The organism is Flavobacterium sp. HJ-32-4, from assembly GCF_022532105.1.
Classification (GTDB): domain Bacteria; phylum Bacteroidota; class Bacteroidia; order Flavobacteriales; family Flavobacteriaceae; genus Flavobacterium.
In genome coordinates this window covers 2099187-2112795 of record NZ_CP092832.1, presented here as the reverse complement: position 1 = coordinate 2112795, position 13609 = coordinate 2099187, and the positions used below count along the sequence as shown (strand labels likewise).

14 protein-coding genes are annotated in these 13609 nt (G+C 49.5%); 5 read left to right on the top strand and 9 right to left on the bottom strand.

From position 1 onward, the window contains the following. The first annotated feature begins 178 nt into the window (after nucleotides 1-178). The gene (locus MKO97_RS08805) at nucleotides 179-2011 is read left to right on the top strand and encodes a LamG-like jellyroll fold domain-containing protein (RefSeq protein WP_241102846.1); all 1833 of its coding nucleotides are present in this window, start codon (nucleotides 179-181) and stop codon (nucleotides 2009-2011) included. A gap of 106 nt (nucleotides 2012-2117) precedes the next feature. Here the strand turns inward: MKO97_RS08805 and MKO97_RS08800 are convergent, their stop codons facing one another. The 4 genes from MKO97_RS08800 to holA all read right to left on the bottom strand — a co-directional run bounded on the left by MKO97_RS08800 (nucleotide 2118) and on the right by holA (nucleotide 3968). Then, on the bottom strand, nucleotides 2118-2300 hold the full coding sequence (locus MKO97_RS08800) for a CAL67264 family membrane protein (RefSeq protein ID WP_241102845.1): 183 nt from the start codon (nucleotides 2298-2300) through the stop codon (nucleotides 2118-2120). Between the two features lie 55 nt (nucleotides 2301-2355). Beyond that, nucleotides 2356-2562, bottom strand: coding sequence for a hypothetical protein (locus MKO97_RS08795; RefSeq protein ID WP_241102844.1), 207 nt, complete (start codon nucleotides 2560-2562; stop codon nucleotides 2356-2358). 34 nt (nucleotides 2563-2596) lie between these two features. Next, nucleotides 2597-2791: a hypothetical protein gene (locus MKO97_RS08790; RefSeq protein WP_241102843.1), complete on the bottom strand. Its 195-nt coding sequence runs from the start codon at nucleotides 2789-2791 to the stop codon at nucleotides 2597-2599. 181 nt (nucleotides 2792-2972) lie between these two features. Further along, nucleotides 2973-3968 carry a DNA polymerase III subunit delta gene (gene holA, locus MKO97_RS08785; RefSeq protein WP_241102842.1) on the bottom strand — a complete coding sequence of 332 codons (996 nt, stop codon included), beginning with the start codon at nucleotides 3966-3968 and terminating at the stop codon, nucleotides 2973-2975. Between the two features lie 39 nt (nucleotides 3969-4007). Between holA and MKO97_RS08780 the strand changes: the two genes are divergently transcribed. The 4 genes from MKO97_RS08780 (at nucleotide 4008) to MKO97_RS08765 (ending at nucleotide 7534) form a co-directional block, all read left to right on the top strand. Continuing rightward, complete coding sequence (locus MKO97_RS08780) at nucleotides 4008-4457, top strand: type I restriction enzyme HsdR N-terminal domain-containing protein (RefSeq protein WP_241102841.1); 450 nt, start codon at nucleotides 4008-4010, stop codon at nucleotides 4455-4457. Beyond that, nucleotides 4454-5482: a glycosyltransferase family 2 protein gene (locus tag MKO97_RS08775; RefSeq protein WP_241102840.1), complete on the top strand. Its 1029-nt coding sequence runs from the start codon at nucleotides 4454-4456 to the stop codon at nucleotides 5480-5482. The genes MKO97_RS08780 and MKO97_RS08775 overlap by 4 nt, the downstream gene beginning before the upstream one ends. 188 nt (nucleotides 5483-5670) lie before the next feature. Next, nucleotides 5671-6504, top strand: coding sequence for a hypothetical protein (locus MKO97_RS08770; protein WP_241102839.1), 834 nt, complete (start codon nucleotides 5671-5673; stop codon nucleotides 6502-6504). Nucleotides 6505-6691: 187 nt separating this feature from the next. Then, a complete protein-coding gene (locus MKO97_RS08765) occupies nucleotides 6692-7534 on the top strand; it encodes a flagellar motor protein MotB (RefSeq protein WP_241102838.1) in 843 nt (280 codons plus the stop codon). 511 nt (nucleotides 7535-8045) lie between these two features. On the opposite strand, the gene MKO97_RS08760 is transcribed toward MKO97_RS08765, so the two are convergent. From MKO97_RS08760 to MKO97_RS08740, 5 genes are all read right to left on the bottom strand, one after another. Further along, the gene (locus MKO97_RS08760; RefSeq protein ID WP_241102837.1) at nucleotides 8046-8723 is read right to left on the bottom strand and encodes a type 1 glutamine amidotransferase domain-containing protein; all 678 of its coding nucleotides are present in this window, start codon (nucleotides 8721-8723) and stop codon (nucleotides 8046-8048) included. A 204-nt stretch (nucleotides 8724-8927) separates the two neighbouring features. Continuing rightward, nucleotides 8928-9488, bottom strand: a complete 561-nt coding sequence (locus tag MKO97_RS08755) for a Crp/Fnr family transcriptional regulator (protein ID WP_241102836.1) — start codon at nucleotides 9486-9488, stop codon at nucleotides 8928-8930. A 129-nt stretch (nucleotides 9489-9617) separates the two neighbouring features. After that, complete coding sequence (locus tag MKO97_RS08750; protein ID WP_241102835.1) at nucleotides 9618-10526, bottom strand: EamA family transporter; 909 nt, start codon at nucleotides 10524-10526, stop codon at nucleotides 9618-9620. 1 nt (nucleotide 10527) lies between these two features. Beyond that, the gene (locus MKO97_RS08745) at nucleotides 10528-11148 is read right to left on the bottom strand and encodes an L-threonylcarbamoyladenylate synthase (protein WP_241102834.1); all 621 of its coding nucleotides are present in this window, start codon (nucleotides 11146-11148) and stop codon (nucleotides 10528-10530) included. A 100-nt stretch (nucleotides 11149-11248) separates the two neighbouring features. Beyond that, nucleotides 11249-13576: an ATP-dependent helicase gene (locus MKO97_RS08740; RefSeq protein WP_241102833.1), complete on the bottom strand. Its 2328-nt coding sequence runs from the start codon at nucleotides 13574-13576 to the stop codon at nucleotides 11249-11251. Nucleotides 13577-13609 lie beyond the last annotated feature (33 nt).

Below are 13609 nucleotides of genomic sequence, written 5' to 3'. Positions count from 1 at the left end.
TATCTGGCGGCGATTCCGCAGTTCCTTCCTTTTATCCGTCTTTTCTATTTATATCCGGAAAAAGCAGGCGCAAATAGTGACCAAAACACCGTTCGTGAACCCATACACGCGGTTCATGAAGTCATCCCGCCGGTCGTGACCTCGCGCCCCTACCTTCGCCTCCAGAAAAATCCTCGATATGAAAAAAACACTACTCTTTCTTTCGCTGGCCTTCCTTTCGGCCGGTACTTTCGCACAATCACCCCTTTACCGATTTGACTTCGATGGTAGCATGGACAATTCCGGCTCAAGTAGCAACTTTTCGGGATGGACCCCAACCGGATCGGGTTCGGTAGCATATGTTGCCGACAGAAATGGCGTCGCGAACAAGGCGATCAACCTTCCGAATACCATCAATTTTGTGGCAGCGTGTGCGGACTTGCCAACCGGAAACAACGCTCGTAGCCTTTCATTCTGGGTAAAGTTTATCAACGATACCGATATCGATACGTATCCGGTAGTGGGCTGGGGAAACAACAGTGCCAACCAGGCGTTCGGTTTCTGGCGGAACGGCCCGCAGAATTCGTACTACACCTGGGGCGTAGGTAACGATTACAATGTACCGCTTACCAGTTCACAGTCACAAACCATCAACAACGGATGGGTGCATGTGGGCATGACGCACAACGGTAGCCAGATGGCCATCTATCTAAACGGTGTCGCCATGGGGCCCTTTAATCGTACGTTGAATACAACAGGCACCAACCTGTACCTCAACCGTTTGGTGAATGCTACTGGTGGGTCGGGTTCCGGCATCTATCTAGACGACCTGAAAATTTACAATACCGCACTGACCGCTGCCCAAATGCAGACGCTTTACAATCCCAATGCAAACGTGTCGTTGCCTTCCATTTTGAGTGCCTCTTCGTCTGCTTCGCCTGCGCAAGACAGCGACGTTATCACTTTTGTAGTGAACCCGGGTGGGGCGCAAACCACCACCAATATCCTCGTAACCGCTTTTGGGGGTGGCATCAGCGCCGTTTACCCCGGACCAGTGTTTTCAGGAAACGAACCTACGCAGGCGACTTACACCCTCACCGGACTCGCGCCCGGAACGTGCTACTCGTATTCGATTGAAGCGACGAACAGCGCCGGGGTTGTGACGACATCCGGTTCGAGGGCCTTTTGTACGTTGGATGCCAACAACAACAGTACGCCGGTCTACCACTTCGAGTTCAACGGAAACCGACAGGAAAAGAACGATCCTTCCATCGAGTTTACGAACCCGAACCCGCTGGGATTTGCGGATAATGATACTGCCCTTCGGTTAGACAACAACGTACAGGCGCTCAACCTTCCGTTTTTGCCGCAGGGCGCTGCCCGCCGGACTGTTGTTATACGGGTACAGATTCTGCAGCCCACGGTGGTCAATGATGTATTCAGCTATGGGTCGGCTGTAAACAACCAATCCTATGGTTACACGCAAAGCACTTCAAACCTTGGCAACAACTATTTCTGGGGTTCGAATGACCTGCCGTTTTCACATACCCCGTCGTCTGCCATATATTATACGATGGCCTTTGTTTACGACGGTTTGGAGGCACGCGTATACCGGGATGGTGACTTGCTTGACTTTGGGCCACGGACCTTGGCGACAACCGGTACGATGTTCCGAATCGGAAGAACCACTAGCGGGCTTGGCGGCTATTTCAATGGAAAAATAGATGACCTGCGGATTTATACTACCGCGCTTACCGCAACTGAGATTGCCAGCATCAGCGCCTCTTTGTCAACCGAGACATTGGAAAAACCGATGGCTTTCGAGATGTTTCCGAATCCGGCGCACCAACAGGTGACGGTTTCGACGGAAGACGGAATTTCCCGCGTCGAGGTTTTCTCGCTACAGGGACAAAAAGTGTTGTCCTCAACGCTGCCGCAAATCGACATCTCATCCCTGGCGAAAGGTGTTTATATCGTGGAAGTTGCCGACGCAAAACAGCGTAAATCTTTCAGGAAACTAGTGGTTGAATAAAGATAAGCAGCAGGCCGAACAAAAAACCTATGAACAAGGCCTGTTGCTGAGTTGGTTTGTAATAGGGAAAAGCCGGACACATGCTCCGGCTTTTTTATTGGCATTGCTACACGCGACCCTTAAGCGAACTGAACACCCAGGCGTTGGCAAAGAAACCGACACCTACCGCCCCGAAGCCCCATCCGGCGACGTCATCATACCGGAAAATACCGAGTCCGACGAGCAGGAGTCCCATCAGGATCATAATTAAGGTGGCCCATCCGAGGATGGTATTCTTGTTCATTCCCATTTTTGGAAGGTTTAGCGGACAAATATCGCATAATTCGTCCGGAAAAAGAACTGGATTACTCGAAAGGCGCTTCTTTTTTCACCGCTTTTCGGTACGCGAAGAAAAAGAGAAAGCAGCAGGCCGCGAATACCAGGGATGGAAGCAGTTGCACGAACAAACTACGTCCGTTTGAAAGGCCCTGATAGGCGAGCATGATGAGTGCGCACACGAACATCACCACTGAAAAAACCAGCAGGCCGAAGTATACATTTTTGACTTTCATGGAAAGGGGTTTTCCTAAAGGTATAAAAAAAACCTTATTCTGCCTTGCGCTGTTCCAAATAGCGTTTGGTGTTGGTCCAGCAGAAATATAAAAAGAGAAACAACCGCAATACATTCATCCATCGCAGCGGTTGGTCGTTCAGATAATCTTCGATAATCAACCAGATCGAAATACCGATACAGATACCACAGACAATGGCAAAAGCGAGTGAAAACCACTTATTCTTCATAACCCCGTAACTTTTGTGCGCTGCAATTTATACAAAAACAACCATGTGAAAATACCGAACATGAGGGTACGGCCTACTTCAAACCAACCATGCGGCATCGGTGGGTCGCTAAGGAACATAAAATAGAGACTTGAAACAAAGAGCAGCGCCCAAATGACACCGCATAACAGGAACAGCCGCTTCATGAGAAAATATGGATGAGCATTTCTTTCAGTAAATCGTCCGGTGTGAGGTTCGCCCCTACTCCCTTACTTTTGACGTCGATGTTGCGGAGGGCGGCCACGATCGCACTGACTTTCCGCATGGGATAGTTCCGGAAAGCGGTTTCGTAGTCTTTCAACTGATACGGACTCACCCGTAACGCTGAAGCTGCTGTTTTCTTGTCTTTGAGTCCGTGGTATTGCAGCAAATTCGAAAAGAAGCTGAACATCATCCCGACGGTCATCACCAAAGGGTTCTCTTTTTGGTTCTGGGCGAAATGCTGGGCAATCTTGTAGGCTTTGTATTGGTTCCGCTCGGCAATCGCCTTTCGCAATTCGAACACATTATACTCTTTGCTGAAACCGATGTTCTCTTCGATATGGGACGGCAGAATGGTGCTTCCTTTCGGCAATATGATCTGCAGTTTCTCGAGTTCCTTGGCGATGCGGCTCAGGTCGGTTCCCAAAAAATCGACCATCATCGCGTTGGCCTTATTATCGATGGTGTAACCGCGCCCTTGCAGGATGCGGGTAATCCACTGGCCGACCTGGTTCTCGTATAGTTTCTTGCTTTCGAATACCACACCGTTCTTTTCGAGGTGTTTGGTAACTTTCTTGCGTTTGTCGAGTGTCTTGTATTTATAGCAGATTACCAACACCGTAGTGGGCGTAGGTTGTTCGGCATAGGATTCGAGTTTGTCGATGGTGCGCGACAAATCCTGCGCTTCCTTTACGATCACGACCTGGCGCTCGGCCATCATCGGATAGCGTTTGGCAGTGCCTACGATGTCGTCAATCGACACGTCACGACCGTACAAAACCGTTTGGTTGAAGCCTTTTTCATCTTCGGTAAGGACATTGTCTTCGATGTACTCGGCGATTTTGTCGATATAGTACGGCTCCTCTCCCATCAGAAAATAGACGGGACGGATTTTTCCTGCTTTTATGTCGGTTACAATTTTGGCTGCTTCGTCCATGTATGCCCGGCGGCGATGGGTTTTGTTTATCTTTGCCGCATGCAGAAGCTGAACTTCCCGGCCTACGACTTTCGTTTCAAAAGTAGCGAAAATAAGGTCGCTATCTTCGACGATATCCGCAAAAAATTCGTGGTATTGACACCAGAGGAATGGGTACGACAGCACGTGGCGCGCTACCTCATCGACGGACTGGGTTTTCCGAAATCGCGGGTGAATGTAGAGAAGTTGCTGAAAGTCAACGGACTCACCAAACGCTATGATTTGGTCGTATTTCATGCCGATGGCAGCATCTTTTTGTTGGTGGAATGCAAAGCGCCCCACGTGGGCATTTCGCAGGACACATTCGACCAGATCGCGCGCTATAACCTGACGATGAAAGCCGATTACCTGATGGTCACAAACGGGCTGCATCATTATTTTTGCCGGATGGATTTTGAAAATAGCTGCTACCGGTTCCTGCGGGAACTTCCCCAATACCCCCTAACATGAGCGGAGAGAAAGCAATTGCCGTGGTTATCCTCAACTGGAATGGAGTCGCCCTGCTGCAACAATTCCTTCCCAAGGTCGTGGCCCTATCGCCGCAGGCCCGGGTGTACCTGGCCGATAATGCATCCGCCGACGACTCGATCGCATGGACGCAAGCGCATCTTCCGGACGTGACCATCATCCGCAACGACGGCAACTATGGCTATGCCAAAGGCTACAACCTGGCGCTCCAACAGGTGGAAGAACCGCTTTATGCACTGGTCAATTCGGATATTGACGTGACGGAAAATTGGCTGGAGCCGATACTGGAACGTTTCCACAACGAACCCGATACGGCCGTTATACAACCCAAAATACGGGATTTCAAGGATCCGACGCGTTTTGAGTATGCCGGTGCGGCGGGTGGTTTCATCGATAAGTTCGGGTTTCCGTTCTGTCGCGGACGGATTTTTGATACGGTGGAAGTGGATAACGGACAATACGACGATGCCTGCGATGTGTTCTGGGCGTCGGGTGCCTGTTTTTTTATCCGGAAGGATGTTTTCCGGAAAATGAAAGGCTTCGACGACGACTTCTTCGCCCACCAGGAAGAGATTGACCTCTGTTGGCGGATTTTCAACCATGGCTACCGGTTGCGGTACGAGCCCCAATCGGTGGTGTTTCACGTCGGAGGCGCCACGTTGCAATACCTGAATCCGCGGAAAACCTACCTCAATTTCCGCAACTCGCTTTTCATGATGGTAAAGAACCTGCCGAAACGCGTGGCCTTCCGTGTACTTTTCAGCCGATTGGTATTGGATGGCGTCGCGGGTATGCGGTTTTTCGTAACGATGCAGTGGTCGCATGTTTGGGCGATTTTGAAGGCGCATGCGGCGTTCTACTTTTACCTGCCGCGTTATATCAGACGTCGACGCGGGTCGGAGCGGACGGATTATTTTTACGTGAAGAGCATCCCCTGGTTGTACTTCCAGAAAAAAAAGACTGAATTCAGCCAACTTTTGGAGGATGAGGATAGTATCCAACTGTAGTAGCCTAATGCATGACCTGACAATCCATTAGGCGGGAGTCAGATGGAAGGCCGTAGGTCTTGTACCTAAAAGACAAGCCGTTTTCTTTTTCTTATTTTGGTCCTGATTTGCACGGCCGTTTCAGTCTAAGCAAGTACCGTACACGAGGTGAAGTCGTGGCACCAACAACTAAAAAGCGACAAAAATTTATGAACGAAACCGTCTCGGTTGACCAAGCAATTGCCAGGGGGCGCAGAATGCTTAATTATCCGGTAATCGGTATTATTTTTGGTGTGTCATTGCTTTCGATTTTGCTCCAAACACAAAGAATACTTCCTTCTTGGACAGTATTTGCCGGTTTTGGACTTTCGTTGCTGTTGGCTTGGCTTTGGTGGCATGTAATGGGGACGAAATGGAAGATTTGGGCATTTGAAAATGTCCGGAATGTACACGAGCTTAAGAAACGGGCCATTAGGGAGCGGCTGTTATGGCCAGACGATAGTTTGTTTGCAAATACAATACCACACAGCCGTACAGACCGTGAAAAGTGGGCTTTCCTGCAAGAGAAGTTTAAGCGGGAAGATATATTTCACGACGACCCGACGATCCCTAACGAAACCATTATTACTTATGCGAAGGGGAAAAACTTCGCTGAAATGCTCCTAATGCTGGGCGTTGCAGCGCTGGGCGTTTATCTAACCGCGCAAACGGATCGGTATGTGGTGGGCCCGCTGGCCATTCTGGCAGGTACCATTATCGCTTTCAAGAAATATAGACAAGCCACCAATAGGGAACCCCAAATAATACTAAACGAAAAAGGAATCAGACTATTTTCTAATCGATTCTATGATTGGAATGAGATTCAGAACGAAGAAGTCGTCAGCGAGCGCGCCGGCAAGTATACACGTCATTATTACCTGAGATTTGACCATCGGCGAGGATCAATTAGCCTCAAAATAGATAACTACAATACCGATCAGGAGCGTTTGAATAGTTTATTGATATTGTATAAGGGGAGAAGCAGAAAGGTGCCACAACGTTAACTGTCGGGTTTCGGAAGACCGGAAATAACACCTTGGCCGTATTTACAACAAAATCACAAATGTTCGCAAGAACTACATTCTTGCCAAACGGTGGCGGGCGAAGGGGTTTAACATTAGTTTAGGTTCCGCCGGAATTGTTAAAATTGAAAATAGCCCTACCTTTGCAAGGAACTAAAAATCGAAGATCATGCGTAAAATCGTTTTAGCCCTTTCCGTGTTGGCGTTGCTGACCACGTCATGCGGTACGAAGAAAAAACTCGCAGCCTGCGAGGCAAAAAACAAAGAAATACAGGATTTGCTCAATACGGCTACGGTGAAACTCAACACCTGCCTTTCTGAAAAAGAAGCGCTTAACGCCCAAATCGAGTACCTGAAAAAGAACAACGCGGATCTGATCAACAGTATGGGTAACGCCACGACGTTGTCGGCCCAGCAAGCGAAAAATGTCGAGAAGACACTCGAGTCGCTTAAAGAAAAAGACCTCAAGATTGCCCGCCTGCAGGATGCCCTTACGCGTAAAGACAGCGTGACGTTGGCACTGGTGACGAGCCTGAAGCGTGAAGTAGGCATCAACGATCCGGATATTGAAGTAAACGTTGAAAAAGGCGTAGTCTTCATCTCTATCTCCGATAAAATGCTGTTCAAGAGCGGTTCGTATACCGTGACCGACCGCGCGAAAGAAGTGCTTTCGAAAGTGGCGAAAGTCATCAATGCGAAGCCTGATTTTGAGTGTATGGTGGAAGGACACACCGATAACGTGCCGTACATCAGCAACGGTGTACTACAAGACAATTGGGATCTTTCCGTCAAACGCGCTACCTCCATCGTTCGTGTACTGACCAAAGACCTGGGTGTGGCACCGAAACAACTCATTGCCGCCGGCCGTGGTGAATTCGTGCCACTGGTTGACAATAACTCAGCCGAAAACCGCGCCACTAACCGTCGCACGCGTATCGTCATCATGCCGAAGATCGATCAGTTTTATGACATGATTGAGAAGGAGATGAAGAATATGCAGGGAAAGAATTGATAGGACGTAAGTCGAAAGTGAAAAGTTGAAAGTCGAAAGTCGAAAGTCAGGAGACCGGAAGACTTTTATCGAAATAAGAAAACCTGTCTTCGTTGGAGGCAGGTTTTTTTGTTTGAAGATCGGAAGTTCGGAAGCTCGGAAGTTCGAAAATAAGACGACCTGCAAGGTTTTCAAAACCTTGTAGGTCTTTTTAACTTAGGGGAAGCCCGAAAGTCGGAAAGTCGGGAAGACCGGAAGACTTTTACAGGAAATAAGAAAACCTGTCTTTGTTTGAAGTTCGGGAGTTCGGAAGAAAGACGACCTGCAAGGTTTCCAAAACCTTGTAGGTCTTTTCAATCTATAGGAAGTCTGAAAGTCCGAAAGTCGGGAAGACCGGAAGACTTTTGCTGGAAATAGAAAAACCTGTCCTCGTTTGAAGACAGGTTTTTATTTTAAAGGCGTCAATTAGTCACGAAGTTACAGGAACAGACATTCTTTTGGAGTTGTGGCCCTGTAGTCCTTTCAACTCTAGTTACAACTTTTTCAGTTCGGCCAATACGGCTTCACCCACCGCGTGTGCCGATTGCGGATTTTGGCCGGTTACCACCCGCTGGTCCACTGTTACGTGTTCCTGCCAGAGTCCTGATTTTTCGAATCGGGCTCCGCGTTCAATGAGTTTGGTTTCCAGGCTGTAGGGTACTACTTTTTCCAGCTTCACCGCCGCTTCCTCTTCGTTGGTAAAGGCATTGATTTTCTTTCCATTCACGAGGTAGTTCCCATTGCTTAGCTTGATATTGACCAGGCCTGCGGGTCCATGGCACACGGCGCTGACAATGCCGTTGTGTTCGTAGATTTCGCGGGCAATTTCGGCAAGTTCAGCGTTGTCGGCGAAATCCCACATGGTGCCGTGCCCACCGGCATACAGGATGGCGACGTATTCAGACGGGTTGACTTCCGACGGCTTCAGGGTATTCTGGATTTTCTTCTGGTAGGTCGCATCCGCCAGGAATTGCCGATTGACCGGATCTTCGGTGTTCGCTCCGTAGTAGGTCGGATTGCCGCCTTTCGGACTTACAAAGTCGATTTCATAACCGGCGGCTGTCAACACCGCCCACGGATGCGACACTTCGCCCAGGTAGTAACCGGTAGATTCTCCGGTATCGCCCAACTTGTCGTGGCTCGTCACCACAAATAAAATTTTCTTGCTCATTTTTCTTTGATTTGAGGTTTGTGCAGTGGCTTGTTGCGAAAAGGAATACACGGTGCCAACTGCCATGACCGTGATTCCGAGCAGCATTTTTTGTAGTAAGCGCTTCATAATTGGGAATGCTGAATTAACAATACAAAGTTCCGGCGCTCGTCGCTTTACCAAAAGGAGATAGGTCACACATTCTGTGTGATATAGATCACACCTTTAGCTGATGCGGCTCAGGGTTTCCCGCGAAACACCGAGATACGAGGCGATGATCGACTTCGGCACGCGCTGGAACAAGGTCGGATATTGCTGCAACAACTGTTCATACCGCTCTTTGGCACTGCTGTTGAGCAGCGACAATATCCGCCGTTGCAGGGCGACGTATCCGGCATTGGATTTCTTCCGGAAAAAGTGTTCTATTTTGTGGAGTTCGGAACACAGTTTTTCCCGATTGTGAAGAGAAAGGCACAACACCTCGGTCGCTTCAATGCAATCGATGTTTACGGTAGCGGGTGTTTCGTTGAAATAGGCCTGGTAATCGGTAATCCACCAGTCTTCCATCGCAAACTGCATGATGTGTTCCTTGCCTTCGGGGTTGACGAAATAGGACTTCAAAAGACCTTTTGTGACAAAAAAATCATGGTCTACCTTATCGCTTTCCTGCACGAGATACTGGTGCTTTTTGAGCTTCTTTGCGGTAAAATGCGACAAAATATAGTCGAACTCACTGTCAGTAAGCGGCGTTATTCTCTCGATCTGTTTTCGAAGTATGTCACTCATGGCACAACCAGTGGGTTATCGTAAAGGGGCTGGAAACCTATCTAAGATACTAAAATCATAGGTTCTTCCGATGCCTCTCTCCCTTGCCAACACTACTATTAGTTTTTTCTACGTCCCCTCTTCCGAACTTCAGTCTTCCCGACTTTCGGACTTCCCTACTTCCCGACTCCCCATCTTCCAGTTAAATACGATAACCGAGCCGAAAATAATTCCATACCCGAGGTATTGCATCGCATCTGCCTTCTCACCAAAATAAAAGACCGAGAGCGAAAACGCAATGATGGGATTGATGTTCATCAACATGCCTACCGTTCCCGAACGAATACCGCTGAGTGCGAACAGGTTCAGCAACATCGGCACCAATGTGAAGAAAATGGCAATGGCAAGCACGAATAGGTAAAAAGAAGTATCCACGGGCGCACTTGCCGCCGTAGCGAAGTAATACGGTGTCATCCCAACCACCGAAATCAGGATGTGCACAAAGAGTACCAACAACATGTCATACCCTTTGTTCTTCCGCTGGAGGATTAAATAAAGGGCATAGGAAAAACCGACCAAAACCGCCAAGACCAAGTCATATAGATGTCCGAATGCGAGGATCATACATCCCGTTACGCCCATCCCTAACGCGACCCATTGTACTTTCTTCATCGGTTCTTTCAGCAGCAGGAACGCCAGCAATGCCGTCAGGATCGGACATACGAGATACGCGAGTGACGTCGCCTTCACGCTGACGTAATTCATGACATAGATAAAAAGGAACCAATTGGCGGTCAATAAGACGCCCGCCAGCAAATTCCAACCTATTAAACGCGCGCGTTGACGGGGCGGTAATGCCCGAAATTGCGCGCGGCTGGCTTTCACGCTTTCTTTTCGGAATAGCACCAGCACGAAAAACGCGAGTCCCAGGCAACACAGAATCCGATAATACAGGATGTCGATCGGTGCGTGGTCTTTGATAGGGCGCAGCACCAGGCTGAACGTGCCCCAGATGATGTACGCGGAAATGGCCGCGAGATAATGGCGTGGTTTTCCCATATCAGAAAACGTCGGGGTCGCCTTTTCCTTCCCGAACCACAACGGGCTCGTAACCGGAAAGGTCAATGATAGTAGACGGCTCATTCCCACCGTAGCCACCATCGATAACGAGGTCTACGAGGTTCTGCCATTTTTCAAATATCAGTTCGGGATCGGTCGAGTATTCCAACACCTCATCTTCATCGTGTATAGAGGTCGACACTATTGGGTTCCCCAGTTGTCGGACGATTTCCAACGCGATGTTGTTGTCCGGCACGCGAATCCCGACGGTTTCCCGTTTCTTGAATTCGCGTGGGAGTTTGTTGTTTCCTGGCAATACGAAGGTGTAAGGCCCGGGTAGGCACCGTTTCAATATCTTGAATGTCGTGGTATCGATTTGCTTTACGTAATCCGACAAATGGCTAAGGTCGGCACATACAAACGAAAAATTCGCCTTCTCGATCTTGATGCCTTTGATGCGCGCAATACGTTCCAACGCGCGACTGTTCATGATGTCGCAACCGAGTCCATACACGGTATCGGTCGGATAAATCACGAGTCCGCCTTCGCGCAACACCTTCACCACACGTGCGACGTTCGCCTCGTTGGGTTTGTCTTCGTATAATTTGATGAATTGGGCCATAGAAGGAGGTTTGGGTGTTGGGTTTTGGGTGGTGAGTTACGGGACAACTGACTACTAACTACTAACTACTGACTACTAACTACTGACTACTAACCACTACCTACTGAACCACATCCAGTTTCGCGAATCGTAACAATAATTTCTTGATACCCCCAACTTCAAAACGGATTTCCGCTTTGCGATCGGCGCCTACGCCTTCCAGGTTCAGCACCTCGCCTCTTCCGAAGCGTTCGTGCATCACGACATTGCCGATCACGAGGTTCGGTCCGTCGGACATGGGCGAAGAAGGCCTCGAATTCACCGGTTTCAGGCGGCGTATGTCGGCCGTGGGCTTGGGTTCATTATCGGTAATCCATTTCGGTGGTGTGCCGGCAACGGGTTTCGTTTGTCGCAGCTTCGATTTGTCGACATCACCAAAGATATCGGTATTAATCATCGGTTTGTACCGATACGAGTTGTCTTCAGGCGTCAGGTATTCCAGGTATTGGGCGTCGATCTCGTCGATGAACCGGGAAGGCTCGCTGTCGCTGAGTTTTCCCCAACGGTAGCGCGACTGGGCGTACGTCAGATACGCCTGGTATTCGGCCCGGGTAATGGCTACATAAAACAGGCGGCGTTCTTCCTCGAGTTCCGAACGCGCGTTGAGACTGAGGGCGCTCGGGAACAGGTCTTCTTCCATCCCTACTACAAACACATACGGGAATTCGAGTCCTTTTGCCAGGTGGATCGTCATCAACGCCACCCGGTCGTCATCGCCGGTATCATTATCGAGGTCGGTCGCCAGTGCCACGTCTTCCATGAACTCAGCCAATGAACCACGTGCGCCGTCGACTTCTTTCTGTCCTTCAGTGAAGTCCTTGATACCGTTCAGGAGTTCCTCTATATTCTCGATACGCGCGATCCCCTCGGGCGTGGCGTCTTTCTTCAATTCCTGCACCAATCCGGTCTTCTTCGCTACGAGATCGGTCATAAAGAACGCGTCATGCGTTTCGTTCAGGATCTGGAAACTCTTGATCATCGTAACGAAGTCGGAGAGTTTGTTCTTTGCCGACGCATTCAGTTTGAGGTCGATGCGGTCAATGGCTTCCATTACCTCAAACATCGAAACCTTGTAATGGTTGGCGGCAATCGTGAGTTTCTCAACGGTGGTATCGCCGATACCGCGCGCCGGATAGTTGATGACCCGCACCAGTGCCTCTTCGTCTTTTGGGTTGAGCACCAGTCGGAGGTAACACAGTACGTCTTTGATTTCCTTCCGTTGGTAGAACGAAAGTCCACCGTATATCCGATAGGGGATGTCGCGTTTGCGCAGCGCGTCTTCAATCGACCGCGACTGGGCATTCGTCCGATACAACACCGCGAAATGGCCGTTCTGGCGTTGTTGCTGCATCTTTTCCTCGAAAATCGTCTGGGCCACGAAACGTCCTTCCTCGGCATCGGTGAAACTGCGGTGTACCTTCACTTTCGGGCCTTCGTCGTTGGCCGTCCAAACTACTTTATCGAGTTTGACTTTGTTCTTATCGATGATGGAATTGGCCGCTTCCACGATATTCTTCGTCGAGCGGTAATTCTGCTCCAGACGATACATCTGCACACCCTCATAGTCTTTCTGGAAGTTGAGGATATTGTTGATGTTGGCACCGCGGAAGGCATAAATACTCTGCGCGTCGTCGCCTACCACACAAATATTCTGGAAACGATCGGAAAGCGCGCGTACAATCAGGTATTGGGAATGGTTCGTATCCTGATACTCATCGACCAGGATATAGCGGAAGCGGTTCTGGTATTTCGACAACACATCCGGAAAGCGCGTCAGCAACTCGTTGGTTTTCAGCAACAGGTCGTCGAAATCCATGGCGCCGGCCTTAAAGCAGCGGTCCACATAATTGGCGTAAATCTCACCAAGTCGTGGTTTCTTCGACATGGCGTCTGCTTCCTGCAACTCCGGATCGTTGAAATAGGCCTTTACCGTAATCAGGTTGTTTTTGTAAGAGGAAATACGACCAAACACCTGCTTGGGTTTGTATACGTCCTTATCGAGTTGCATTTCCTTGATGATGGCCGATACCAGCCGCACCGAATCCTGGGTGTCGTAAATCGTAAAGTTCGATGGATAACCCAATTTGTCGGCCTCGGCCCGAAGGATACGGGCGAAGACGGAGTGAAACGTACCCATCCAAAGGTTGCGCGCTTCGTTGGAACCCACGATATCCGCAATCCGCTTCTTCATCTCACGCGCCGCCTTATTGGTAAAGGTCAGCGCCAGGATGTTGAATGCATCGACGCCCTGATTCATGAGGTACGCGATACGCATCGTCAATACGCGTGTCTTGCCCGAACCGGCACCGGCAATAACGATCATCGGACCGTCTTTTTGCAGGACGGGCGCGCGTTGGGCTTCGTTAAGTTGGTCGAGATAGCGTTGCATGATCAGGTCCTTGTTTTACGATAACGGACAATG

Bases quoted from the DNA above. Each gene is read 5' to 3' on its own strand.
- MKO97_RS08805 (WP_241102846.1), top strand. From the start codon at position 179: ATGAAAAAAACACTACTCTTTCTTTCGCTGGCCTTCCTTTCGGCCGGT.
- MKO97_RS08800 (WP_241102845.1), bottom strand. From the start codon at position 2,300: ATGGGAATGAACAAGAATACCATCCTCGGATGGGCCACCTTAATTATG.
- MKO97_RS08795 (WP_241102844.1), bottom strand. From the start codon at position 2,562: ATGAAAGTCAAAAATGTATACTTCGGCCTGCTGGTTTTTTCAGTGGTG.
- MKO97_RS08790 (WP_241102843.1), bottom strand. From the start codon at position 2,791: ATGAAGAATAAGTGGTTTTCACTCGCTTTTGCCATTGTCTGTGGTATC.
- holA (WP_241102842.1), bottom strand. From the start codon at position 3,968: ATGGACGAAGCAGCCAAAATTGTAACCGACATAAAAGCAGGAAAAATC.
- MKO97_RS08780 (WP_241102841.1), top strand. From the start codon at position 4,008: ATGCAGAAGCTGAACTTCCCGGCCTACGACTTTCGTTTCAAAAGTAGC.
- MKO97_RS08775 (WP_241102840.1), top strand. From the start codon at position 4,454: ATGAGCGGAGAGAAAGCAATTGCCGTGGTTATCCTCAACTGGAATGGA.
- MKO97_RS08770 (WP_241102839.1), top strand. From the start codon at position 5,671: ATGAACGAAACCGTCTCGGTTGACCAAGCAATTGCCAGGGGGCGCAGA.
- MKO97_RS08765 (WP_241102838.1), top strand. From the start codon at position 6,692: ATGCGTAAAATCGTTTTAGCCCTTTCCGTGTTGGCGTTGCTGACCACG.
- MKO97_RS08760 (WP_241102837.1), bottom strand. From the start codon at position 8,723: ATGAGCAAGAAAATTTTATTTGTGGTGACGAGCCACGACAAGTTGGGC.
- MKO97_RS08755 (WP_241102836.1), bottom strand. From the start codon at position 9,488: ATGAGTGACATACTTCGAAAACAGATCGAGAGAATAACGCCGCTTACT.
- MKO97_RS08750 (WP_241102835.1), bottom strand. From the start codon at position 10,526: ATGGGAAAACCACGCCATTATCTCGCGGCCATTTCCGCGTACATCATC.
- MKO97_RS08745 (WP_241102834.1), bottom strand. From the start codon at position 11,148: ATGGCCCAATTCATCAAATTATACGAAGACAAACCCAACGAGGCGAAC.
- MKO97_RS08740 (WP_241102833.1), bottom strand. From the start codon at position 13,576: ATGCAACGCTATCTCGACCAACTTAACGAAGCCCAACGCGCGCCCGTC.